The following is a 779-nucleotide window of genomic DNA, read 5'->3' as shown; positions in this document are numbered from 1 at the left end:
CCTCGCCGACGGAGGGGTGCCTGGCGGCGATCTCGCGCAGCCTCGGCCCGATGATGTCCTCGCCGAGCCGGGCGGCGTTCTCCACCATGCCTTCTTCGGCCATGGCGGTGATGGTCGCCACCGCGGCGGCGCAGGCCAGCGGGTGCCCGGAGTAGGTCAGCCCGCCGGGGTACACCCGGTCGCGGAAGGTGTCAAAGACGGCGCCGCTGATGGCCACCCCGCCCAGGGGCACGTAGCCGGAGTTGACCCCCTTGGCGAAGGTGAGCAGGTCAGGGATAACGTCCCAGTGCTCGATGGCGAACCACTTACCGGTGCGCCCGAAGCCGGCCATGACCTCGTCGGCAATGAACACGATCCCGTGTTTGCGGGTCAGTTCCCGCACCCCCTCGAGGTAGCCCGGCGGGGGCACGTAGATGCCGGCGGTGCCGGGCACCGATTCCAGGACCAGGGCGGCGATGTTGGCCGGCCCCTCGAGCACGATCATGTCCTCGAGGTGGCGCAGGGCCCGTGCGGTCTCCTCTTCCCCGGTGGCCGAGCCGAAGTAGGAGCGGTACGGGTAGGCCGGCATGAAGTGCACGACCCCGGCGTCGCCGTGGTCGTTGGGGATCCGGCGGGGGTCGCCGGTGAGGTTGATGGCCAGGTGGGTGCCGCCGTGGTAGGAGCGGTAGGCGGAGAGGACCTTGTAGCGGCCGGTGTGCAGCCGGGCCATGCGGATGGCGTGCTCGATGGCGTCGGCGCCGCCGTTGGTGAAGAAGATATGGTCCAGGTCCCCGGGGGTG

Annotated in this window: 1 protein-coding gene; it reads right to left on the bottom strand. The window is 70.5% G+C overall.

Going from position 1 to position 779, the window contains the following annotated elements:
- Positions 1-779: aminotransferase class III-fold pyridoxal phosphate-dependent enzyme (locus tag HGG74_RS13670; protein WP_168487181.1), on the bottom strand; the 779-nt coding region annotated here is incomplete at both ends.

Source organism: Arthrobacter mobilis (assembly GCF_012395835.1).
In the GTDB taxonomy this organism is placed as follows: Bacteria; Actinomycetota; Actinomycetes; order Actinomycetales; family Micrococcaceae; genus Crystallibacter; species Crystallibacter mobilis.
This window is presented reverse-complemented; position numbering and strand designations above follow the sequence as displayed.